At 46.0% G+C, this 22,713-nt stretch carries 17 protein-coding genes and 1 tRNA gene; 11 read left to right on the top strand and 7 right to left on the bottom strand.

Going from position 1 to position 22,713, the window contains the following annotated elements; translation table 11 throughout:
• The first annotated feature begins 28 nt into the window (after positions 1–28).
• Positions 29–658 (top strand): response regulator transcription factor, encoded by a 630-nt coding sequence (locus QUA25_RS21660; RefSeq protein ID WP_333041206.1) that lies wholly within the window; start codon positions 29–31, stop codon positions 656–658.
• A gap of 142 nt (positions 659–800) precedes the next feature.
• Positions 801–2,963 (top strand): flotillin family protein, encoded by a 2,163-nt coding sequence (locus tag QUA25_RS21655; protein WP_333041201.1) that lies wholly within the window; start codon positions 801–803, stop codon positions 2,961–2,963.
• A gap of 206 nt (positions 2,964–3,169) precedes the next feature.
• Here QUA25_RS21655 and QUA25_RS21650 read toward each other — a convergent pair whose 3' ends face one another.
• Positions 3,170–3,487 carry a transcriptional regulator gene (locus QUA25_RS21650; protein WP_333041200.1) on the bottom strand — a complete coding sequence of 106 codons (318 nt, stop codon included), beginning with the start codon at positions 3,485–3,487 and terminating at the stop codon, positions 3,170–3,172.
• A gap of 304 nt (positions 3,488–3,791) precedes the next feature.
• Between QUA25_RS21650 and QUA25_RS21645 the strand changes: the two genes are divergently transcribed.
• Positions 3,792–4,076: a DUF2470 domain-containing protein gene (locus QUA25_RS21645; RefSeq protein ID WP_333041199.1), complete on the top strand. Its 285-nt coding sequence runs from the start codon at positions 3,792–3,794 to the stop codon at positions 4,074–4,076.
• A gap of 187 nt (positions 4,077–4,263) precedes the next feature.
• Complete coding sequence (locus tag QUA25_RS21640) at positions 4,264–5,901, top strand: AAA family ATPase (RefSeq protein ID WP_333041198.1); 1,638 nt, start codon at positions 4,264–4,266, stop codon at positions 5,899–5,901.
• A 140-nt stretch (positions 5,902–6,041) separates the two neighbouring features.
• Here the strand turns inward: QUA25_RS21640 and QUA25_RS21635 are convergent, their stop codons facing one another.
• Positions 6,042–7,118, bottom strand: a complete 1,077-nt coding sequence (locus tag QUA25_RS21635) for a DUF3616 domain-containing protein (protein WP_333041197.1) — start codon at positions 7,116–7,118, stop codon at positions 6,042–6,044.
• A gap of 511 nt (positions 7,119–7,629) precedes the next feature.
• On the opposite strand from QUA25_RS21635, the gene QUA25_RS21630 reads away from it, so the two are divergent.
• A complete protein-coding gene (locus QUA25_RS21630; RefSeq protein WP_333041196.1) occupies positions 7,630–8,733 on the top strand; it encodes a site-2 protease family protein in 1,104 nt (367 codons plus the stop codon).
• A gap of 552 nt (positions 8,734–9,285) precedes the next feature.
• Here QUA25_RS21630 and QUA25_RS21625 read toward each other — a convergent pair.
• A complete protein-coding gene (locus QUA25_RS21625) occupies positions 9,286–12,951 on the bottom strand; it encodes a PAS domain S-box protein (RefSeq protein WP_333041195.1) in 3,666 nt (1,221 codons plus the stop codon).
• A 659-nt stretch (positions 12,952–13,610) separates the two neighbouring features.
• Complete coding sequence (locus QUA25_RS21620; RefSeq protein ID WP_333041194.1) at positions 13,611–14,003, bottom strand: AbrB family transcriptional regulator; 393 nt, start codon at positions 14,001–14,003, stop codon at positions 13,611–13,613.
• Between the two features lie 265 nt (positions 14,004–14,268).
• Between QUA25_RS21620 and QUA25_RS21615 the strand changes: the two genes are divergently transcribed.
• From QUA25_RS21615 to pyrR, 4 genes are all read left to right on the top strand, one after another.
• Positions 14,269–14,712: an Rrf2 family transcriptional regulator gene (locus QUA25_RS21615; protein ID WP_333041193.1), complete on the top strand. Its 444-nt coding sequence runs from the start codon at positions 14,269–14,271 to the stop codon at positions 14,710–14,712.
• Between the two features lie 37 nt (positions 14,713–14,749).
• The gene (locus tag QUA25_RS21610) at positions 14,750–15,151 is read left to right on the top strand and encodes a GFA family protein (RefSeq protein WP_333041192.1); all 402 of its coding nucleotides are present in this window, start codon (positions 14,750–14,752) and stop codon (positions 15,149–15,151) included.
• Between the two features lie 108 nt (positions 15,152–15,259).
• Positions 15,260–16,339 (top strand): adenosylcobinamide-phosphate synthase CbiB, encoded by a 1,080-nt coding sequence (cbiB, locus tag QUA25_RS21605; protein WP_333041205.1) that lies wholly within the window; start codon positions 15,260–15,262, stop codon positions 16,337–16,339.
• A gap of 266 nt (positions 16,340–16,605) precedes the next feature.
• Positions 16,606–17,139, top strand: coding sequence for a bifunctional pyr operon transcriptional regulator/uracil phosphoribosyltransferase PyrR (gene pyrR / locus QUA25_RS21600; RefSeq protein ID WP_333041191.1), 534 nt, complete (start codon positions 16,606–16,608; stop codon positions 17,137–17,139).
• A 365-nt stretch (positions 17,140–17,504) separates the two neighbouring features.
• Here the strand turns inward: pyrR and QUA25_RS21595 are convergent.
• Positions 17,505–17,577: transfer RNA gene (locus tag QUA25_RS21595), tRNA-Ile, on the bottom strand.
• Positions 17,578–17,761: 184 nt separating this feature from the next.
• On the opposite strand from QUA25_RS21595, the gene QUA25_RS21590 reads away from it, so the two are divergent.
• Both QUA25_RS21590 and QUA25_RS21585 read left to right on the top strand, forming a co-directional pair.
• The gene (locus QUA25_RS21590) at positions 17,762–18,451 is read left to right on the top strand and encodes a hypothetical protein (protein WP_333041190.1); all 690 of its coding nucleotides are present in this window, start codon (positions 17,762–17,764) and stop codon (positions 18,449–18,451) included.
• 68 nt (positions 18,452–18,519) lie between these two features.
• Positions 18,520–19,998, top strand: coding sequence for a hemolysin family protein (locus QUA25_RS21585; protein WP_333041189.1), 1,479 nt, complete (start codon positions 18,520–18,522; stop codon positions 19,996–19,998).
• A gap of 140 nt (positions 19,999–20,138) precedes the next feature.
• On the opposite strand, the gene queC is transcribed toward QUA25_RS21585, so the two are convergent.
• Together queC and QUA25_RS21575 are read right to left on the bottom strand one after the other, a co-directional pair.
• Complete coding sequence (queC, locus tag QUA25_RS21580) at positions 20,139–20,813, bottom strand: 7-cyano-7-deazaguanine synthase QueC (protein ID WP_333041188.1); 675 nt, start codon at positions 20,811–20,813, stop codon at positions 20,139–20,141.
• A 312-nt stretch (positions 20,814–21,125) separates the two neighbouring features.
• The gene (locus QUA25_RS21575; RefSeq protein ID WP_333041187.1) at positions 21,126–22,460 is read right to left on the bottom strand and encodes a cytosine deaminase; all 1,335 of its coding nucleotides are present in this window, start codon (positions 22,458–22,460) and stop codon (positions 21,126–21,128) included.
• Positions 22,461–22,713: the final 253 nt, after the last annotated feature.

Genomic DNA, 22,713 nt, shown 5'->3' with positions numbered 1-22,713 from the left:
TTAAAATAAAATTAACAGGGTAAACATGATTAACCAATCAAATATTATTCGCGTTTTAATTGCCGACGATCATTATATTGTGCGACAAGGTTTAGTGGCGCTGCTGGAGCACGAATCAGATATTAAAGTTGTGGCGCAAGCAAGCAACGGCGAAGAAGCTGTGACAATGTTTCGCCAACATCAGCCCGATGTAACGCTGATGGATTGGCGGATGCCGGTGATGGATGGAGTCGCCGCCATTGCTGCGATTTGTGCGGAGTTTCCCAGCGCCCGGATTGTGGTGCTGACGACTTATGACGGCGATGAAAACATCTATCGCGGATTGCAAGCAGGCGCTAAGGGCTATCTGCTGAAGGATGCGGAACCAGAGGAGCTTTTAGCAGCAATTCGGGCGGTTTTTGAGGGTAAAAAGTACATTCCGCTGGCAGTGGGTGTTAAGTTAGCCGATCGCCTGAGTGGGCCTGAATTGAGCGATCGCGAATTAGAAGTCATCCGCCTCATAGTCGCTGGTAAAAGTAACAGCGAGATTAGTGAAGTTTTGCACATCAGCGAAAGCACCGTCAAGTTTCACATCAACAATATTTTGAGCAAAATGGGAGTTAGCGATCGCACGCAGGCCGCGATTTCCGCATTAAAACGGGGGATTGTCAGCCTGTAGTTTAATGAGGGGTATTTTTGTTACTGATAAATATGACTATTATGACGGCAAATAATGATAAATAAGACCTTAAGTTTTATGTAAAAACTTTTTAGTAAGGCTAAGGTGGAACTCCTAGGACAAATTAGCCCTCATCAAAAAAATGCTTTATTCATTTTTGTCCAAATCTCAAGTCAAAGTCCGCGTTTTAAAACAGTTTGCAGCCGCTGTTTCGGCGTCTTTAGCCCTCAGTGCAATAACCAGTTTGAAACCCTCGCCGGTATTAGCAGCTAGCAATATCCCCCCCGCAAATCAAACCTCGACTCAGCTAACAGCAAAACCTGATTCTAGCTTGCAGCTAGGGCAGTTACGCAGCACTGTTCCCGTGCAGACAATGCAGCTCGATCCGGGTGGATTTATCCCGATCGCGATCGGCGGTATGATAATTATTCTGGTGCTGCCACTATTTTTTGGCGGATTGGTAGTAATTGGCGATCGTGAAGTCGGAATTGTCAGTAAAAAGTTTACCTTCGGCGGCAAGTCTTTACCCCCCGGAGATTTAATTGCCTTAAACGGAGAAGCTGGATATCAAGCTGATACTTTGCCCCCCGGTTGGCACTGGGGTTATTGGCCTTTGCAGTACAACGTTCGCAAAGAGTCTCTAACTGTAGTTCCCCAAGGTGAAATTGCTTTAATTATCGCCGCCGCCGGCGAGTCGATTCCGCCGCAGCGCATCCTCGGCAAAATCACAGAATGCGACAATTTTCAAGATGCTCGCAAATTTCTTAAAAGCGGTGGCGAAAAAGGTCGCCAACTCGGCATTCTGACGGGCGGCAGCTATCGGATAAATACGGCATTATTTACGGTAATTACAGCAACTAATGCTCCCAAACACGGGATGACAGCGGAACAGTTGAAACTGTACAAAATTGCTCCAGATAAAGTGGGAGTTGTGACAACTTATGACGGCGTTCCGATCCAAGATGGCGAAATTGCAGGGCCGATTATTCCCAATCACGACAACTTCCAAAACGCGCAGAAATTTATCAGCGGCGGCGGGCGGCGCGGTTTGCAGGAACAGGTTTTGCTTTCCGGTTCTTGGAATTTAAATCCTTGGTTTGTCGGGGTGGAACAAGTGCCGATGACCGAAATCCCGATCGGCTATGTCGGCGCGGTGATTTCCTATGTCGGCAAAACCTCAGAAGATGTGAGCGGTGCTGCTTTCACTCACGGAAATTTAGTAAATGTCGGCAATAAAGGGGTATGGGTGACTCCTCTTTATCCGGGGAAACATCCGCTGAATACGCGCATTTTGAAAGTAGAGTTAGTGCCGACTACTAATATAGTATTGAATTGGTCTGGCAAAACAGAAAGGCACAGCTACGATTCTAAACTTTCGTCTTTAACCGTGCGTTCTCAAGACGGTTTTGCCTTTGATTTAGAAGTAGCTCAGATTATTCACGTCGGCGCTTTGGATGCTCCGAAAGTTATCTCTCGCGTCGGTTCCATGCAGAACTTAGTTGATCACGTTTTGCAGCCCACAATTGGCAATTATTTCCGCAATTCGGCTCAAGCTTATTCTGTATTAGATTTTCTCTCGGCAAGAAGCGGCAGGCAAGCGGAAGCCGCCGAGTATATCAAAGCAGCTTTGCGTACCTACGACGTGCAGGCAATTGATACTTTAATCGGGGATATTTTGCCGCCAGCAGAGTTGATGCAAACTCAAACAGATCGCAAAATTGCTGAGGAACAGTGCAAGACTTATGAGGTGCAGCAATTAGCACAAACTCAGCGGCAACAATTGGTGCGGGAAACGGCGCTGGCTGAGATTCAACAAGAGATGGTGAAATCGGAACAAGGCGTGAAAATTTCTGAGTTGAAAGCGAATTCTCAGGTTAAACAAGCTCAAGGCGAAGCTGAGTCGATTCGGGTGAAGGGAAATGCTCAAGCTGAAGCTTATCGCGCGGGTGTTGTGGCTTTGGGAGGTTCCGGTTATACGGCTTTGCAGTTAATGCAAATTATAGGCGATCGCAACGTGCGAGTTGTGCCGGATGTTGCGGTAACAGGCAACGGTAGCGGCGGCGGTTTGGTTGATGGTTTGCTGGGAATGATGATGTGGAATCAAACGAGCAAAAACGGAGAAAATGGCGGGGAGTTACCTGTAGTTAACCTACAGAAATCGGAACCTGCGGCAAAGTTATCAGTAGCCCAGGTGAATTCTGTTAAGCCGTCGGCATCTCGCGCTAATTCCCCTGTTGCGAATTCTGAGGCTGATATTGATTCGCGGTTTGATGAATTGCCGTTTGACGCTCGATCTTTTAGTTAGGTAGTTTTTGGCAAGTTAAATGATTCGTATTTCATCATTCGTAGGGTGCGAAATGCGCACCTTATACTACACCAGATTTGTAGGGTGCGCATTGCGCACCTTACACGGAATTTAGTCTTTTTTATTTCAGTCCGCGAAGGCGGACTTTGTTTGTGTAGAGGCGAATTCTATCCGCCGTAAATTCTATGTTTGTGTAGACGCCATTTTTATTCATTGCGAGTTATTAGGTGTTGGATGCAGTGGAAATAAACAGCCGACGAGACACTAAAAAACTCTGCAATTTTTTGTATAGGTTCTGTTGGAAGTTGACGCTTTTCATGAAGGATATCTGAGACAATAGACTCGGCTTTAAAAATAGGAACTAGGTCTTTTTGTCTCAGGCAAAATTCTTCTATCAAAGCTTTTAACAGTTCTATCCCATAAATGTCAGGTATGGGTTCTAAAGTTTGCTCGTATTCATAAACCAGAGTTCTAAGTACGTTGAGATAGTCGCGTTCGTCTGAAGTCAGTTCGCCTTTGTCCAACAGAGAATCGATCGCTTTTTGAGTTGCAATTAATTCCTCCTCAGCAGCTATGGGTCGGGGAGGAAATGTTTTGAGTAGTTCGATATAAGCGCTAGAGTTGTTCGTGTAACTAGGTAATATTAAGCAAGTAATATTTTATTATTGTAGTTGAACAATGTGATTTTTTAACCGCAGATGAACGCCGATAGATGCGGATATAATTTATTTATTTATAACTCATAACTTTTGAGGTAATTCATCGCTCTTGAAAACTTTGTACCGATCGCAGTACAATCGATCGATATTGCATCTGAGGAATCTCCCCATGTCAGAACAGTTTTCCACTGAGATTAGCGATCGCATCTGCACTCACATGAACGAAGACCACGCTAGTGCTGTAGTGCTGTACGCTCAAGCATTTGGCGACCAACCGCAGGCAACGGAAGCTCAAATGCTCGCTATTGATGCCAACGGCATGGATTTAACCGCTAAAGTCAACGACGAAACAGTGCCTGTTAGAGTAAATTTCGATCGCACTTTAAAAGACGCCGAAGATGCTCACCACACTCTCATTGATATGGTGAAACAAGCTCGAAAAGTTGCTAAGTAGTCAATTGCGTACTATTCTGTTATAATTTTAACGTTTGCAGTACGGACTTTAGTCTGGTTCAATAGTTGTTAAGGACTCAAGTCCTTAGTGAAAACCTTTAGTTAGGTTAATTTTTTTAAAGACTAAAGTCCGTACTGCAAAAAAAATATTTAATAAAGTTTAATTTTACTCTAAAATATCTACTAAAATGACAGAAAATTACCCAAACCCCAAAGAATTAGATGTCGTCAATGGCAGTAAAAATAACCATTTCGAGGCACTGGTAAAGCGACTAGATTTGATGATTCGCGCCCGCTATTCGCTGCTGTACATTGTCAGCGCGGAGGAGGAACCGGTCGAGGCTGTAATTGACCAAGTAGCGCTGCAAGTAACTCCCGCGCGCCGGGTGTTGTTCTGGGATCTTGTGCGTGGCTGGGAGGATAACGGTTCTGGGAAAGGTTCGGTAATGGCGGCGCTCGATCGCGTCAGCAAAACTGCTGTTGAAGAATATACCATATTTGTTCTGCGGGATTTGCACCCTGTTTTGAAATATCCATACAGCGAAAAAAGCGCGGCGGTAGTGCGAGAATTGCGGAATTTAACGCGGGAATTGAAGCGCAGCAAAAAAACTATAGTTCTTACTTCTCACACGCTGGAATTGCCGGAGGAATTGAAAGAAGAAGTAACAGTAATTGATTTTCCTTTGCCCAACGTGCAAGAAATCGACAGTTTAATTTCCCACGTTGTGGAAAAGCCGCAACAGTTGCAAGTTAGCGGTTTAGCAAGGGAACAGTTGGTTAAAGCTTGTCAGGGTTTGAGCCGCGCTAGAATCGGGCGGGTTTTGGCTAAAGCTTTGGCCGCCAAACAGCAAATTAACGAGTCAGATATTGACGGAGTTTTGGAGGAAAAACAGCAAGCAATTCGCCAAACGGGCATTTTGGAGTTTTTCAACTCCCGAGAATCCCTAAAAAGTGTGGGCGGCTTGGAGAATTTGAAACAGTGGGTAAAAATGCGGCAAGATGCTTTTACTGACGAAGCGCGTCGCTACGGCATACCCAATCCGAAAGGAGTTTTGTTAGTAGGAATTCAAGGAACGGGCAAATCTTTATCTGCGAAAACAATAGCTTCAGAATGGCGTTTGCCGCTGTTGCGGTTGGATACTGGGAGATTGTTCGGCGGCGTGGTAGGGGAAAGCGAAAGCCGCGTCAGGCAAATGATACAATTAGCAGAGGCGATCGCACCTTGCGTTTTGTGGATCGATGAAATAGATAAAGCCTTCGGCAACATTATCAGCGGTAGCGACGGGGATTCGGGAACTTCGCGCCGGGTATTCGGCAGTTTGATTACTTGGATGCAGGAAAAAACCAGTCCGGTGTTTATCGTCGCAACTGCAAATAACGTCAGGATTTTGCCCGCAGAGTTGCTGAGAAAAGGCAGGTTTGATGAAATTTTCTTTTTGAATTTGCCCTCTGAATCGGAACGGCAAGATATTTTTAAAGTGCATTTGCAGCGTTTGCGACCAACTAGATTGCGGGAGTTTGATTTGGGGGTTTTGGCGAAACGCGCTGAGAATTTTAGCGGTGCAGAAATCGAGCAAGTTGTAATAGATGGATTGTATCGGGCGTTTGGAACGTTTGTAAACGGACAGCGCCGGGATTTGATGACGGAGGATATTTTGAGGTCGATCGAGGATACAGTACCTTTAGCTGCGATCGCGCGATCGCAAATTGAAGATTTGAAGCGCTGGGCGGCGGAAGCGGGCGCGAGAACAGCATCTAACGATACTCACTTAATTGATGAATTGAAACGCTACAGCCAGCGGCGGAGGGATGCGGCCGACAATTAACCCCACTTGTAGGCTGCGTCAGTTAGTGTCTAATTAATTCTCGGAAAAATTACATCTGACGCACCTTCCTAATCGCATGGTGCGTCAGTTCATGGCTGATTAATTAGCCCAAATATCTCCCGTTATGACGCACCCTACTACTACGAACCTAATTTCAAAATATCCGCAAAAATAGCATTTTGCTCAACCATTCTCCCTGCATCCGGCGAATCGTAAACCACTAACAGCGAATTCTCCTCCCCCAAATAGGGAAACAGACTCAATCCCTCAGCATTGTCCGTATTAACCTTAAAAGGTAAGTCAAACAATACCTCCAAATCTCCCCCATCTTGCCCACTAATACTGTCGCCCGATCGCCCTAAAATCCCCTTTAACCGAAAAACCCTCATCGCCCCAGATAAAGTCATCGTCGGCCCCGCTAAAACAATCAAATCATCCCCGTTCCAGCACAATTCTCGCACGCCCAAACCATTCAAATCAACAAAATGTTTGTTGTACAATTTCCCTCCTTTCCCAATTTCCTTAAGCCTTAAAACTCCCGCTTCTGCCTCTTCAACTTCTATTTCTAAAATTATCGCCCAACCCCGCAGCACCGGCCCCCGCAAACCAAGAAAAATGCGATCGCCCCGCACCGCCAACCCTTCAATATCAAAGCCATTTTCTTTACTCGGAATCGGCACAGATAAATACAAGCCGAGGTGGGTGTCATCTTTGAGCGCGTCTGTCAGCAAATTGCCTGTTTCTGTCCGCTGCAGGCATCCCACTGTCAGTTGAATTTCGGGATTGTCTGAATCGGGAATTGACTCGCACAAAATCCCGTCTTTCATAGGAATGCGCGCCAGTAAATAGCGGTTGACCTCTGTCACGATTTGTGCTAATCTTTCAATGTCTTTGCCGGGGTCTTTGCCTTTAGCTTTTTTGCGTTTGGTGCTGTGAGAACCCACCACCCAAAGATAATCGCTGCTGAAATCAATTCCTTCAATATCGATTTCGCATTCTCCAGGTAGATCGATAAAATCTGCGATCGCAAATCTTTGATGTTCTCCAAAAATATGAGGCGCGACAGGCGACAAACGCTCGATTGAAGTCGTTTCATCGGAACCCAGCCACAAATGGCCATCAGGAGTTAAAGCAACAGCGGATAAGTCTGTAATAATATCAGCGACTTCGCTGTTTAATTGCAGCATTAGCCGGCCGAGCAAAAAGGATTCTGGCATAATTATTAGGATCAAAACTATTCTTAGGGTAAGTCATTATAGTTAAACCTGCTTGAAACTGATATCTTGCCACAGGTGTAGTAGTCCGCCGGGAATTCCTTCTCCGTCTCAAAGCTTGCATTCAGTTAAAACTGAAATGTTGCACCATTCTCAATAAAGCTTTTATGGGCGGGCTAGGATCAACGGCCCACAATAAAATTTAATTTTTGTGGAACAGCCCGGAAAGCCTGTTCATGACAGAGGTGCAAGATTTGAGTTAAAACCGACAGAAAACTAAAACAGAAAACTAAAACAGATATCCTCCTCAAGCCTCATAGCAAGAACTTCCGTTTTGAGATAAGGATTTTTAACCCCTAGCGGGTCAAACCGCAGTCGGCGGTAATTATTCCGCAAACCGAACCTTCACAGACGGATAACACCCTAATTGAAGCATTAACATCGCCGTTACCTTTCGTTACGATAAGGAGACAGAGAGAAAAACCTCTCATTCGTAAAATCAGAGGTAGCCATTATGAACGGTACATTTCGCGTCGGCAACCTGTTTGGGATTCCCTTCTTTGTCAACGCATCTTGGTTTTTAGTTCTGGGTTTAGTAACCTGGCAGTACGGCGGCGCATTAGCTGCCCTGTTTCCCACATTGGGCCCCGTAGCGCCCTGGATGCTGGGATTCTTGACAGCGTTACTGTTATTTGCTTCGGTCTTAGCCCACGAATTAGGACACAGTTGGGTAGCCATTAAACAGGGAATTGGCGTGAAATCAATTTCGCTATTTCTGTTTGGCGGACTGGCTAATTTGGAAAGAGAATCTAAAACCCCCGCAGAAGCATTTTGGGTAGCAATTGCAGGCCCGTTGGTCAGCTTATTGTTATCCGGTTTGTTAACAGCGATCGGCATCGGTGCTGGTCTCACAGGACCCGCAGCCGCCATCGTCGGACTTTTAGCTTCCATCAACTTAGTTCTAGCCTTATTTAACTTAATTCCCGGTTTGCCCCTCGACGGCGGCAACATCCTCAAAGCGATCGTCTGGAAAATTACTGGCAACCCTTACAAAGGTGTAATTTTTGCTAGCCGCGTCGGTCAAATAATTGGTTGGATTGCCATTGCTACAGGCGTATTCGGCAATATTTGGAATCTAGTAATCGGTTGGTTCTTACTGCAAAATGCCGGTCAATCTGCCCAATATGCCACAGTCCAAAATCAACTGGCAGGCCTGACAGCGGCAGATGCTGTGACCCCCGAAAGTCCGATCGTCTCCCAAGACTTGTCCCTCAGAGAATTTGCCAACAACTACGTGATCGGTAGCACTCAAACCTGGCGCAGGTTCCTGGCAACAGATGATGCCGGACAATTGGTAGGTGCGATCGACCTTGATGACCTCAAAACCATTCCTACCGGAACTTGGCCCCAAGTTTTAGTCAAAGAACTCCTGAAGCCGATCGAATTTTCCACCACCGTCAAACCAGAATTATCCCTCCTCGAAGTCGTCACCCTTCTGGAACAGCTAAAAGTACAAGAACTCCCCGTCATTCGCGAAAACGGTGTCCTCGTCGGACTTGTAGAAAAAGCTGAAATTGCCCGCCTGCTACAAAGACGAGCCGAAGCGAACCCTGCTTGATCTTCTCAGATACTTGACAAATAATAGTTAAACCCCCTCGATTTCTCCTTACCAAAAGGGCGATCGGGGGGGTTAACTCTAGCTTCACAAAAGTCAAGTCAAACACTAAATTATTAGCAGCAAATCAAGCATAATAATTATCAAAGTGTATTGACCTGTGAGCGAGGATGTTTTGCCACCTCATGACTATTGGGGCGGTCTCTAAAATAACTGTTCTGGGAGTACCTATGCAGAGATGCTTTCTACAGCAACTTTATAGGTAATATCAATTCCGGCAGCATCGGAATAGTAACATCCAGTCAACAGTCAACCACGGACTGTACAACCGAAATCCATCTAATTCATCTGCGTTAATCTGTGTTAATCTGCCTGTATCTGCGGTCAAAAAAGAGAATTTATCGTACCGCAGATGACAAGAGATTGACGGAGATTCACGCAGATGTCGAGAAGAGAGATAGGAATAATTCCGATGCTAACAGATTTGATATAAGGTGAGCGTACCCACACCCGATAACTCAGCAAATTTATAGGAGAAGATGCACATTGCGCCCCCTAACGCTCAATTTCATCAATCAAATCTAGTATTTTTTGATAATCAAAATTATATAGATGATTCATCATAACTTCCGCAAAAACATCATTATCGCTGCCGATTTCCTCAATTGTTGTGGCAATCAAGTCGAAGTCAGCCTCACGGACTGCCTGTTTTAGATTGCTCGTCCATTCTGGGGGAACTTTCGGCTTGGAGTCCAGCGTAAATATTGCAGCACTATCAGATATTTTTTCTTGTACCATTCTTGAACTTTGCGATAAATCATTGACTTCAACATATTTATTGATGACTTCACCAGCACCCGCTGCGGTAACAACTTGAATGTCAAACTTGAAGACTGTCCCGTGTCCCACTTCGCTCTCGACAGTAATGTCGCCCCCCATTAATCTTATGAACTCGCGGCTGATGTTTAATCCTAAACCCGTACCTGTTTGAACTTTCTTTTCTGATGAAGTTTGCACCAATAATTCAAATATGCTTTCTAATTTTTCCGGGAAAATACCAACTCCTGTATCGGCTATTTCAAAACCTATAAAAAGAGTTCGTTGAGGTTCTCCACTATTTAAAAATTCGTTTTCGGCAGGCTTAATGATTCCTTCTTGCTTGGAGCCTACGGTGATTAAAACTGAACCATACTGGGTAAATTTAACCGCATTATCTAATAGATTTATCAACACTTGTCGCAACTTAACCTCATCAGTTTGCACGTATTGGGGAACATCGGAAGAGCAGTCAATAATTACTTGCAATCCTTTATTTTTTGCCGTAATTTGAAACATATTTTGCACGTCCCCCAGCAAGCGGTACAAGTCAAAAATTTTGGCGTTGAGTGCCATCCGCCTACCTTCTATTTTAGATAAGTCTAAGACTTGATTGATCAGTTGAAGCAGGTGTTCTCCGCTGCGACGAATAATTTTGATATTTTCTTTCTCCGACAAAGTTAAATTAGCGCTGGGTTCCATTAATTGAGCGAAGCCGAGAATGGCGTTGAGGGGGGTTCGCAATTCGTGGCTCATGTTGGCGAGAAAAAGGCTTTTAGTTTTGTTGGCAGCTTCTGCGGCTTCTTTGGCTTGTTGGAGTTCTTGTTCTGCTTGTTTGCGATCGCTCGTATCAATGATTATGCCGTGCCAGACAATATCTCCATTTTCGCGCAATTCTGGTCGAGAATAACCTTGCAGCCATTTGAGTTTTCCCGATGCTGTCACAATCCGCCACTCGTGGGAAAATGGTTCGAGATCAGTGGCACTTTTGACAATTGCCTGGAAGTGACTGGATCGATCGTCCGGGTGTATTTGTTCGTAGAGTAAAGCAGAGTTGTTCTGGATTTCCTCCGGCTCTAATTCTTGAATTTCTCGGCATAGAGGACTGATATATTCCATCTTGACTGAGCCGTCGGGATGCTGCACGAATATGTAAAGTTCTCCGGGAACAGTGTTCGCTAATTTGTGAAACAGAGCTTCGCTTTTTTGCAAGGCTAATTGTGCTTGTTTGCGCTCGCCAATATCAATCCCAAATCCAAACAAAAAATCCAGGCGGCCACCTTCGTCTAGCACCGGTGTGCCGTGCCACTCGACTAACAAAGTCCGATCGTCCGAAGTGAGAATGCGATGTTCGTTAACCGTTTGCTCCCGCGCTGTTACGCCCGTAAAAATCGAATGTAATCCGGCTCGATCGCTTGGGGGTACAAATGTCGCTAAGTAATCTTTGCCTGCAACTTCTGTGGCAGTATAGCCCACAGCTTCCAGCATACTGTTATTCGCCAGCAGGATTTTACCCTCAGAGTCGATCGCCACAAAAAAAATCGGAGAATTTTCGATAATCTTTAAGTTAAAGTCGCGCTCTTGACGGATAATTTTTTCAGCTTGCCTGCGCTCCTCAATTTCGAGCTGCAAGCGGGCATTGATCGAGGCTAGCTCGATCGTGCGATCGACTACTTCAATTTCGAGGGTACGGTTGTAGTCAGCCAATATTTGCTCTGCCTGTTTGCGAGCCGTAATATCTTTAAAAACAGTAAGAACATAAAGGATATTCCCCGCACCGTCAAACACCGGCAGCGCTCGCACTTCCAAACGAATATTTTTCCCGTCTCGGCGAATATCCACATCTTCAGCAATCACCTCCAAGCCACTCAACGCCCGCACAAACGGCATTTGCTCGACCGGGTATAGTTGATTAGTGCCTGCTATATAAATTTGATAAGCTTCTGCTAGCTCTGCTGCGGTGGCATCGGGCATTTCTCCCCTGCCCAATATCTGCTCTCCCGCCGAATTGATGAAAATAAATGCACCACCCGGAGTCATCGCCGAGACTCCAACAGGCAAATTTTCTACCAGCTTGGCAAATTTTTCTTCACTTTCTGCCAAAGCTTGAAAAGACTGTTTCAGTTGAGCTGCCATCTCGTTGAAAGAGTGCGCTAATTCGCCGACTTCCTCAAGCCTACTGACAGCAACAGGGCGATCGAACTCTCTGACGGCAATATCTTTAGCTGCTTCGTTGAGCCGCAGCAGCGGCAGCGTTACCCACCTAGCTGTCAGCACTCCAGCAATTGTCGATAGCAGCAGCGCCGCCCAACAAAGTAAAATTGTAGTGCGCGTATTTTTGTTAATTTGCCCCATGAAATCTGATTCGGGAACTGCGATCGCAATCAGCCAGTTCAAACCGTAAACATCAGAAAAGGGCAGCACTTCCACAAAATATTCCTCCCCGTCTCGGCTAAATTGCAGTTGCTGCCGCTGCTGAATGTCGCCAAAGCCCCCGAAGTTTTCGTACAAATATTTAGCTGCAGTGCGAATGACAGGAGTTTGGCTGTCTAAAACATTCACCCGCTGCAGTTGCGGCTTTCCAGACATCTTTCTAAAGGGTGATTCTTGACTCGAACTGGCAACCAGCAAGCCCGATCGTTCGATCGCGAAAATTTGTCCCGTTTTGCTAAGCTTGATGCGATGGAGATATTGCTGAAGATCCGAGAGCGAAAAGTCTACGGCACTAACTCCCAGCAATTTACCATTTCGATCGCGAATCGGTTGGCTGGCAGCAATAAAAACAGTCCCAGGAGTAAAACCCGGATAAATGCTCGTCCAAATCGGTTTATTAGCTGCGACAGCTTCCTTGTACCAGGGGCGGAGACGGGCATCGTAGGTTCTGGGTTCTGCCTTTAATTTAGCGGTGCGAGTGCCGTTGCCGTCTGTAGCGTAGTAAATGCTGTGAAAGTTGCTAGACTTGTTCGCCGCGACAATTTGCAAGCTGTTATGCGTGGGGTTGCGCCAAATGCCGAGATATTCTCCTGATTTTTCAGCACCGAAGGATATCCATTGAATGCTTTTAAAAGATCGCATTTGCTGCCAGAGGAACTTCTCTCCCCGAGGCTGTGACTTTTCTAACTGTAAGTTTAATTCACCGCGCTCGATCGCTTCAGCGTTAAGTTGATTTACCCACTGGGTATGTTCGAGAAAAGAAATCAGCTTTTCTTCAACTCTCTTTCCCGTCTCCGCGATCAATTTCTCGGCGAGCTCTTCGACTGCTTTGTCTCCGTTGCGAAAGGACAGATACCCGACAATCCCCACTCCTGCGACGATTTGCAGCACAAAAGAGGCCACTAGAAGGCGACGCAGGGAGATTTTTGGTTGGTGTTGAGAAGTTTTACTCGCGAATCGGGGCAACGGCATAGGCTGATGACTAATTGCTCCCTAACACTTTAACTGTTCCAGCCTGTAATTTCACTGAGGGGCGATCGAGGTGTTTCCTTGCCCTCAAAACACCTCCCACACAGACACATAAAATTTTAGATTTTAGATTTTAGGTTAAATAATTGGGAATGAATGATGATCAAGCTCGTGCTTTCGAGCTTCGCTACAGTTGCATTCTTTCTTTTTTTCAACTGGTATGACGCACTCTTAGCTGAGAATACCTCTGCCATTTTCTTGCTTTGGTGGGTTTCCTAGCTCAACCAAACCTAATTCTTCCCTCAAACCTCTTCGGTTCATCAATTACATCCGTTAAATCCCGTACACAATTGGTGGCAGAACATCCATCCATTACATCCATTACATCCGTTAAATCCCGTACACAATCGGCGGCAGAACTTCTCTTTAACAGCTACGCGGAAAATCCCCCGCTTGTCCACACGGATATAGCGAGGGGCTAGAATAGGTATTCTCGGAAAATATAAAGTAGTGGCAGTGGCTTTTGTCCAGCCATTGCCATCTATAGAAGCCATACTGTTTGAGGCTCACAGAAAGATTTCAGAGCCAATTCTCTGCTTGCAGTCAATGCTTGAAGTCAAACCAACCTGTTCAAGCAAGAAGTCAAAGCAAGTCGTAAAGGCCTAGGCTACTTCTTCTTCTTCTCGATCAATTTGGCGCAGGTGAATGTGCTTGCGTCCCAGAGAGATTTCAAATTCATCTCCTGGCTGGAGTTCCATCTGTTTGGTGTAGGCAGCTCCAATCAGTAAGTTGCCGTTAGATTGAACGCTAATCCGATAGCTGGCAGAGCGTCCGCCGCGTCCATTGCCGTTTTGCTTCCCGTCTAGCTGAATGCCTTCTGCATCAATCAGCGCATTCAGGAATTTCATCATGTTGACCCGTTCTACGCCGTTCTTGGTAACGGTGTAGTAGCCACAGGCTCTAGCTTTTTCTTCCTTGGTAAGGTTCTCTAGGTCTTTGACCTTTTTGATCAGATCTTCGCCTTCAAGGGGTTCGATATTTTTCTTTTTAGCCATTTACTGAGTCCTGAAATATTCAACTGGTGTACGGATTTTTTCTCGGTTGGTTTTTGGTTTGACCAAGAAACTTTAGCTTTATAGCTGGTCGTAAAACCATATTACACCGATCGGCTCAATTGTTAACCACTATTATCTAAATATTTTTAATAACCTGCAGTCTTTCTTGAGGAGTAGCTGCAGCCGGTGCGAGCAATCTCTAAACTCGGTAGCATAAGCTATCAGCTATCAGCTAGCTAAATATTTGCCCCGCTCTTAAAATCCCATGAAGTTAACCACACGCGGACACTACAGTGTCAAAGCATTACTGGATCTAAGTTTGCAACCTCGCTATGGCCCGACATCGGTGAAATCGATAGCGAAGCGACAGGAGTTACCTGCTCCGTATCTAGAAAAATTGCTGATTGAAATGCGACGAGCCGGTTTAGTCCAATCTGTTCGGGGTTCCCAAGGAGGATATCAATTAGCCCGCATGCCCGCTCAAATCTCTTTAGGACAAATCTTAGAGGCTGTAGGTGAAACTATTGAACCTTTACCTCGACATTTCCCCGACGCGACGCAAGCAGAGGACTGGGTAACATTCAGTTTGTGGAACCGATTGCACAAAAAACTTGCCGAAGCGCTGTACAGTATTTCCCTCGAAGACTTATACTATGATGTCCGCAGTTGGCAAGCGGCTCTTGGGGAAGAAACTAGCTTTATCATTTAAATGGTAAGTTCATTCATTCGATCGCCAGCAATCACACATGGACGCAACACTTGTTACTTACTTTGGCGGCTGTCACTGCGGAGCTGTCCGCTTCCGTGTCGCCGTTGACAAACACGAAGCATCAGATTGCAACTGCTCTATCTGCAAAAAGAAGGGATTTTTGCACCTCATTGTGCCGCCGGAACGTTTTACCTTGCTCAGTGGCCAAGATGTTTTGACCACCTATACATTTAATACAGGAACTGCTCAACATACTTTCTGCGGAATTTGCGGCATTCACTCGTTCTATCGCCCCCGATCGCATCCCGATCAATTCGATGTCAACGTCCGCTGTCTTGACGACGATGCCATCAAACACTTTGAGATTCTACCCTTTGACGGTGTTAATTGGGAGGAGAACGTACACTTGCTGCGCGACGAAAGTAATCTCAGCAGTTAAAATTGCTGCTAAAAAATTAAAGTCCCCAAAGGTAGCAGCAGTTAAAACCTGCGCTACCCGGACGATCGCTCCTGGTCGGACGGACTATCAAGTTTGACAAAATATATAATGATGCCGGATGAATTTCCTGTTTTGATTTTAGCTGCGGTGTTGGATTATTCGATCGGCGATCCTTGGGGTTGGCCACATCCCGTGCAGGCGATGGGTTGGGCGATCGACCGCTATACTCGACTTGTCTTTAATATATGGAATAATCCCGTAGGCAAAATGCCTGAAGCAGAGGACCGTCCCGCTGGCGACCGGCACAAACTGCTGCTACGATGTGCTGGTACAATACTAGCGATCGGGCTGATTGTAGGCAGTTATACTGTCAGTTGGTCGATCGTCCAAGCTGCTAGTTGGGTGCATCCTCTTTTAGGTATTGCCATACAGACCATTTTGCTGGCAAGCTGTTTTGCATGCCGCAGTTTGAGGGCGGCTGCGGAGGATGTGCTAGCACCTTTAAATGTTGGAGATTTAGTCAAGGCGCGAGAAAGGTTGAGCCTTTACGTAGGCCGGGATACCGAAAACTTATCCGAGCCAGAAATTCTGCGAGCATTGTTAGAAACTGTAACAGAGAATGCAGTCGATGGCGTGACAGCACCGCTATTTTATGCCTTACTTGGGTTCGCTCTGCCGCATCTATTATTAAGTGTTACCGCTGCCCCGATCGATCCTAACTCGATGTGGGCGAGTGCTATAGTCCCCTTGGCGATCGCTTACAAAGCAGCCAGCACATTAGATTCTACGATCGGCTACAAAGAAGCGCCATACACAGATTTAGGATGGTTTAGCGCCAAACTAGAAGACGTGCTGACGTGGATTCCTTGCCGGCTAACAGTGATTACTTTAGCCGTTATATCTGGCAAACCGATTTACATTTGGCAGATTTGTCAGAGAGATGCTGTTAAAGATGCCAGTCCCAATTCCGGTTGGAGCGAGTGCGTTTACGCCGCCATCTTGGGAGTACAACTAGGAGGTACTAATTCCTATCGCGGAGTTCTCAAACACAAACCGCTGTTAGGCGAGCCGGTTCACCCGATCTCAGCGCCGCTAATTTGCCAAGCATTGCAATTAACTCGGTATTGCTTTCTGATTTGGTTGGGACTATCATTGCTTTTTTATACCTTATTAGGTTTGAGCCGCTAACTTATGACCTCACTAGAACAGTCCAGGAGACATAAATAACGTATTTCTGTCATTGTTCGCCTTCGGCTAAGCAATCGCAGCATCTGCTTTTCATCCGTTCGGGGTAAGTCCTGCAGAAGACACAGATCAGCCACCTACAGCAGCAAAAAAAGTTTTGACCTTTGTTCAAACCCCCAGATTCATCTGTCAAGTCAATCTCAAATCTCAAATCTCAAATCTCAAATTGTTCGATATGCCAACAGCCAACAATTAGCTCGCAGCAACCAATGACTAAAATTATCCAAATTTTATCGCCTGATGAAGTGAGGCGCACTCTCACCCGCGTCGCTTCCCAGATTGTCGAAAAATCAGGGAATCCCTCGGAGTTAGTGCTGTTGGGCATTCATAGTAGAGGAGTGCCTTTAGCTCAAATTTTGGCCGATCAAATTGAAGTTCTCGAACAAGTCAAAGTACCCGTGGGCGCTTTGGATATTACCTTTTACCGAGATGACTTGGATCGAGTTGCGATGCGGACACCGGCTAAAACAGAAATTCCTTTCGATTTGACGGGCAAAACCGTGGTGTTGGTAGATGACGTTATATATAAAGGCAGAACGAGTCGAGCGGCTTTGAATGCGGTCAACGATTACGGGCGGCCGGAGAAAATTTGGTTGGCGGTATTAGTTGATCGTGGCCACCGAGAAGTACCGATTCAGCCGGATTTTACGGGTAAAAAGTTGCCGACTGCAAAGGAAGAACAAGTTAAGGTTTACGTTCAAGAGATCGACGGGCGCGACGGAGTGGAGTTAATTAAGGGTTGATATCCTTGACCTTGGCATCGGAATAATAATTTTTGGAGTGCAGTACGATCGTCCCCGCGCAGCGCCCGCCATCTCAGAAGCGAGCAGATATAATGTGGAATTGATTAAGGCTTAATATCGTTGACCTTGGCATCAGAATAATAATTTTTCGAGTGGAATGCGAGCTCAGGATCTCGCGCTCAACCAATTTTCTAGTTGGCGATCGCACTTGCGACCTCACAAACCAGGTTTATTCGGATATTTTTCGTTTCTGGTCGCAAATTTTTCGTATAAACCGGGTTTCTGGCCCCCATCCGTCCAGGACTGGTATCTGGGAAGAAACCTGGTTTTTAGCCAGAGCGCGGAGCGTCATGATTAATTTTAAATCGGCAGTGCAGGAGTTGAACCTGCCTGGGGCGAATTATGAGTTCGCTGCCTAAACCGCTCGGCCAACTGCCGTTAAATCTATTTCTTTGATCTAACTCAAAATGAATTATAACATAATTTCTCAGTCCGTGCTAGAACTAGAGAACAAAAATCAAAATTCTTAGATCTGCTGAGTCCCGATCGCCTGTTAGCCAATGTGCTGGAGCCGATCGACCGGACAAAGCAGTTTCTAGGACTCGGCATAAACTTATAGGCAATGGCAGTGAATTCGACGGTAGTGCTGACTCTAATTCTGCTCGCTCTGATGTTTGGAGCAGGCGTGACGAGTTCTGTTTGGGGATTTACTATAGGTCGCGAAGCCTTGCAAGGAACGACTCAACCCGATGTTCGTCCCAGCAACAATGCTGGCAGTGGCAAGCCTGGAAAGACGGCTAGCAAAGACCAAGTGAGCATTTTGAAAGAAAAAGACATTCTCACAACCGTCAAAGCACGGGTAGAAGGTCGCGATCCAGAAAAAACGGCCGGGGCAAATACTAAAACAGAGAAGGCAAGCTCTAAACCAGCCGCAGCCAAAAAACCCGCTGCACAAAATGCTAGCGCCAAGTTTCCTCTGAACAGTCGCGACGGGGGAATAACTCTGGAAGTGAGCGCGGCCAGTCAGCGCAACAATTCCATGCTGCTAGACGTGAGCATGAAAAATGAAGGATCGCAAGCTGTGAGGTTTCTCTACAGTTTCTTGAACGTCACTGACGATCGTGGCCGGGCCCTGAGCGCGACTGCCGAGGATTTGCCCTCGGAACTGCCCCCCAACGGGCAGGTGTATTACGGTACGGTGAGTATTCCCACAGCTTTGCTGGAAAATGCTAAAGAAGTTTCACTGACGCTGACAGATTATCCAGGTCAAAAACTTCAGTTGCAAATATCTGGCATTCCAGTGGCGAAGTAAAATAAAAGAAGACCAAACCTGCAGACGGATTCTCAGGTTTGATCGAGAAAGTTTTTTTAGGGAGCATTGTGTCACTTTTAGGGGCGAGAGTGCAGGAGATATCTGATTTACCCGCGATGAGTTCGACAGAGGTGCTGTCGCGGTTGCTGTCAGTGCTGTTGCTGATTGCGATTAATGCTTTTTTTGTGGCGGCTGAGTTTTCGATGGTGACGGTACGCCGATCGCGCATCAATCAGTTAGTGGAAGCTGGCGACGTTGCAGCTTTAACTGTGCAATCTTTGCAGCAAAGTATTGAGCGATTGCTCTCGACAATGCAGTTGGGAATCACTCTTTCTAGTTTAGCTCTCGGCTGGATTGGGGAAAGTACGATTGCCGTGCTAGTCCGAATGTCGATCGGCTATTTGCCGCTGCCAATTTACATCAAGTCGGCGATCGCTCATTCTTTTAGCATACCAATAGTAACTTTTTTGTTGCTAGCTTACCTGCAAATCGTACTCGGCGAACTCTTTCCCAAATCTGTAGCGTTACTGTATTCCGAACAGCTAGCCAGAAGTTTAGGGCCTCCGAGTTTATTGATTGCCCGTTTGTTCAATCCCTTTGTGTCGTTTCTCAATCAATCTACTCGATCGCTCTTGCGGTTTGCGGGCATCGAATACGATCTAAGGCATCGCCCGGTTACTCCCGAAGAACTGCAACTAATTATAGCTACTTCCAGCGAATCCAGCGGCTTGGAAGCAGAAAAGCGAGAATTGCTCAACAACGTGTTTGAATTTGGCGAAGTTTGGGTAGAAGAAGTAATGGTGCCGAGGCCTAGCATTGTTGCACTTCCCAAGACAGCAACCTTTCAAACTTTGCTCGACGAAATGGCTATTTCTCACCATTCCCGCTATCCCGTGACGGGAGATTCTTTAGACGACATTATCGGCATTATTGGCTTCAAACAACTTGCGAAACCCCTAGCTGAAGGTTTGCTATCTCCCGACACGCCAATTGTAACTTGGATGGATTCGGTGAGGTTTGTGCCGGAGATGATGCTGCTGGGGGAACTGCTGCCTTTGATGCAGAGTTCGTCGGAAGAAATTGCGATCGTAGTCGATGAATTTGGCGGCATTTCCGGGTTAGTCACGCTGAGGGATTTGATAGCCGAAATTATCGGCCGCAGCTACGAGTCGCCCGACAGCAAAGAAATTGCTTTGCAAGTATTGGACGATCGCACTTATTTAGTGCAAGCGCAGTTAAATTTAGATGATGTGAATCAAATATTGAATTTGGATTTGCCAGTAACTGACGAATATCAGACAATCGGAGGTTTTCTGAGTTATCAGTTGCAAAGAATGCCTGCTGCTGGGGAAGTTTGGCGGGGCGAAAATGTGGAACTTACGGTTGTTTCTGTGTCCGGGCCGCGGTTGGATCAACTTCAAATTCACTTGTTGGAAGACGCTGCGGGCGATCGAGCTTTAGATGAAATTGCAGCAGCCGATGGGGAAATTGTGGGGAAAGGGCGAAAGAATAGCGGGTTGAGTAGTGTGGCAAAATTGTCTCATTAAGATTTTGATGAAAATGGCGATCGAAATAGCGCAACTTTTTATACCAAATCTGAGTTAGCAACCCCGTTTATTCTTTAGTCTCTTAGAGAGGGACGAGAGTTTATGGAGGAACGCTTTCAACCGCCGAGTCGGAATACTGTTTAAGCATAAGGCACCGGATCTTTTAATTCCAATTCCTCAAAAGCCGCCAGCCGCAACCGACAAGAATCGCAAACACCGCAGGCATTTTCCCCGCCTGCGTAGCAAGACCAAGTTTGCTCCCAAGGTACTCCTAATTTGTTGCCTAATTGAATAATTTCTGTCTTTTTAAGTTCGATCAAAGGTGTGATAATATTAATAGCATTTCCTTCTCGACCCTGCTTTGTTCCTAACCGAAATACTTCCTGCATGGCTTGGATGTAATCGAGGCGGCAGTCGGGATATCCAGAATAATCTAAAGCGTTGACACCGATGTAAATGCGATCGGCTTCTAGAGTTTCTGCGTAGGCGAGGGCAAAGCTGAGAAAGATCGTATTTCTAGCAGGAACGTAGGTAATTGGGATGTTTTGGGACATTTCTGCAAGATTGCGATCGATCGGCAATTCCATCTCATTATCCGTCAGTGCCGAACCGCCCCACAGTGTTAAGTCAAAGTTTACTATCTGATGTGCCTTAACGCCTGCAGCAAGTGCGATCGCCCTTGCTGATTCCAACTCCCGCCGATGCCTTTGCTTGTAGTCAAAGGAAATAGCGTAACACTCGCAGCCGTCGGCTTTGGCTTGATACAAAACTGTTGAGGAATCCAGCCCTCCCGACAATAAAATAACTGCTTTCACTTAAAACATCCTCAATAAAATTAGCTTTTATATTTATATCAAATTAGTCGCAAATTGACAATAATAATAGTTGTGTAGAACATCTAAATGTAGCTTAGGCACTGCACAGCTTACCTAAAAATTAACTGGTTCCTAGGCTCTGCCTGGAAACCGAGATTGAGAGGCTCTGCCTCGCATTACGGCCAGGAAAATTAGAGGCAGAGCCTCCAGATATACGTTACCAGGCAGAGCCTAGTAACGAGTAGAAAGAAAATTCATCTTTTGTGGAACAGGCATCTTGTCTGTTCTTGAGATTGATGCAGGATGTCAGATTTAAGTTGCTAATAAATCATCGAGTTCACGGTAATCGGGCAAAGTTGTATCAATTTTAATGCCCTGCCGCAAAACTGTGCGATCTCCCTGCGATCTAGATAACAATTCGCTGAAATTCCGCGCCTTAAACAAAATTAAATCAGCAGGTAAACCCACTGCAATTCGTCCTAAATTCGGCAATCCCATTAAATCGGCTGGAGTCTTTGTAACTGCACAGGGCCAGTCTCCATAAGGTCTATCTAAATGAGCGATGCGGACTGCCATATTAAAAACTTCCAAAACATCATGGTCGCCAAATCCGTAAAACGGATCGCGACAATTATCGCTAGCAACTGCAACGGGAATTCCTGCTGCTTTGAGTTCGTGCAGCAGTGTCACTCCCCGCCAGCGCGGTGTATGCTGAGATTCTCGGTCTTGCAGGTAAAGGTTGCACATCGGCAAGCTGACAATGCCAATATTTGCTTCCTTGACTAATTCCAGAGTTTCTGTTACTAAATCTGACGGTTGTACGGCTAAACTACAGCAGTGTCCGCAGATTATTTGACCCCCAAATTTATGGCGGATGGCGGTTTTTGCGACTTCCCGCAATGTTACTGAATCTGGATCGTCGTTTTCGTCGGTGTGGAAGTCGAGGTTTAAATTTCGTTCTTTGGCTAAGGCAAAAACTCGATCGAGTTGTTTGTCTAAATCGGGATTCATGTAGGCGACGCCGCCGAGAATGCCGCTAATTTGGGCAATGCGATCGGCTAATTTTTCGCCTGCGGGTGTCAGGTAATAGTCGAGGGAAACCAAGGAAGCTGCTTGTAAGATCAGCCGATCGCCCCATTCGGCTTGCAGCGCTTCAAATACTTCTAAACTAACGGTTCCCTGTTCGCCCGCGCTGTCGATGTGAGTGCGGATGGCCTTGGTTCCGTGGGCGTAGCTGCACTTTATGCCAAACTCCATTCGCCGGTAAACATCCTCTGCATTCCAGTTTTTTTGGGCATCAGCGCACACTGCTTCGATCGCGCTGGCAAAAGTTCCATCGGGATTGGGCGATCGTTCCCAAATGTGGCCTTTGTCTAAATGGGTGTGCATATCCACAAAACAAGGCCAGATTAAGTCGCCCTGCAAATCTACAACCGGGATATTTTCAGAGGAGGATACAGGTTTTGTACCTGCTGGGATGATTTGGGCGATCGCCCCTGCTGCAATTTCCAAATCCACCAAACAAAAATTGTTCTCACTCCCCGTTGTCGCCACAGTAGAAGCTGAGGGCGCGAGCGATTTCATCTCTAGAAGAGACGCGGGTACGCGACCATTTTTGAGCAAATAATTAGATGTACTTGGCAACATTAATTTTGTGAGTTAGTATTTTGTTGATAATTACTGGCTACCAGTTGTAACTATAACAACCCTTGCAGGAATTGTGAACATCTCTCTTTTCCTTTTTCTCTCTTTTCTAGATTCTCTGCGCCCTCTGCGCCCTCTGCGTTTAGTTAAACAAATATCATGCAGCAAAAAAATATAAATGTTAGAGAAACTTCGATTAAATAGGTAGCTTTGCTGTTGGTACTCCCGCCCTCATCACTGAAGCACTTATGCAAAA

The sequence above is a fragment of the Microcoleus sp. Pol17C6 genome, from assembly GCF_036701145.1.
Taxonomy (GTDB): domain Bacteria; phylum Cyanobacteriota; class Cyanobacteriia; order Cyanobacteriales; family Microcoleaceae; genus Microcoleus.
The sequence above is the reverse complement of the archived record's forward strand: the minus strand, read 5'-3'. Positions and strand labels throughout refer to the sequence as shown.

What these genes read in the sequence shown, in the direction of transcription:
- QUA25_RS21635 (WP_333041197.1), bottom strand. Translation starts at nt 7,118, where the DNA reads ATGCCAGAATCCTTTTTGCTCGGCCGGCTAATGCTGCAATTAAACAGC.
- QUA25_RS21655 (WP_333041201.1), top strand. Translation starts at nt 801, where the DNA reads ATGCTTTATTCATTTTTGTCCAAATCTCAAGTCAAAGTCCGCGTTTTA.
- QUA25_RS21645 (WP_333041199.1), top strand. Translation starts at nt 3,792, where the DNA reads ATGTCAGAACAGTTTTCCACTGAGATTAGCGATCGCATCTGCACTCAC.
- QUA25_RS21625 (WP_333041195.1), bottom strand. Translation starts at nt 12,951, where the DNA reads ATGCCGTTGCCCCGATTCGCGAGTAAAACTTCTCAACACCAACCAAAA.
- QUA25_RS21590 (WP_333041190.1), top strand. Translation starts at nt 17,762, where the DNA reads ATGGCAGTGAATTCGACGGTAGTGCTGACTCTAATTCTGCTCGCTCTG.
- QUA25_RS21610 (WP_333041192.1), top strand. Translation starts at nt 14,750, where the DNA reads ATGGACGCAACACTTGTTACTTACTTTGGCGGCTGTCACTGCGGAGCT.
- QUA25_RS21615 (WP_333041193.1), top strand. Translation starts at nt 14,269, where the DNA reads ATGAAGTTAACCACACGCGGACACTACAGTGTCAAAGCATTACTGGAT.
- pyrR (WP_333041191.1), top strand. Translation starts at nt 16,606, where the DNA reads ATGACTAAAATTATCCAAATTTTATCGCCTGATGAAGTGAGGCGCACT.
- QUA25_RS21640 (WP_333041198.1), top strand. Translation starts at nt 4,264, where the DNA reads ATGACAGAAAATTACCCAAACCCCAAAGAATTAGATGTCGTCAATGGC.
- cbiB (WP_333041205.1), top strand. Translation starts at nt 15,260, where the DNA reads ATGATGCCGGATGAATTTCCTGTTTTGATTTTAGCTGCGGTGTTGGAT.
- QUA25_RS21630 (WP_333041196.1), top strand. Translation starts at nt 7,630, where the DNA reads ATGAACGGTACATTTCGCGTCGGCAACCTGTTTGGGATTCCCTTCTTT.
- QUA25_RS21575 (WP_333041187.1), bottom strand. Translation starts at nt 22,460, where the DNA reads ATGTTGCCAAGTACATCTAATTATTTGCTCAAAAATGGTCGCGTACCC.
- QUA25_RS21620 (WP_333041194.1), bottom strand. Translation starts at nt 14,003, where the DNA reads ATGGCTAAAAAGAAAAATATCGAACCCCTTGAAGGCGAAGATCTGATC.